Below are 238 nucleotides of genomic sequence, written 5' to 3' on the forward strand. Positions count from 1 at the left end.
GACAGCATCGACTTGTTTTCTTAGCTCCAGTATTTCGGGGCAGTTGTTTCCTTGGGACAAAAACCTCTCAAGCATCTCCCAGGCCGGCTTGCGCTTGGCAGCCAACTCCTCTTGGGAAGTCCAGTTTTTGATGTTCTCAGCGAGAGTATTGTGCTGCGTCAGGAGAGCGGCGAGCTGTTCGTTGCCGGCGAGTCCTTTTAGAGCTTCGATGTGAGTCAGGGAGGGACGCTCCGGCATG

At 54.6% G+C, this 238-nt stretch carries 1 protein-coding gene; it reads right to left on the reverse strand.

The genetic code is table 11. The features are described from left to right. Positions 1–238 (reverse strand): hypothetical protein (locus L9G74_RS21990; RefSeq protein ID WP_238899055.1); only part of this gene is annotated, 238 nt, incomplete at both ends.

The organism is Shewanella electrica, assembly GCF_022321485.1.
GTDB classification, from domain to species: domain Bacteria; phylum Pseudomonadota; class Gammaproteobacteria; order Enterobacterales; family Shewanellaceae; genus Shewanella; species Shewanella electrica.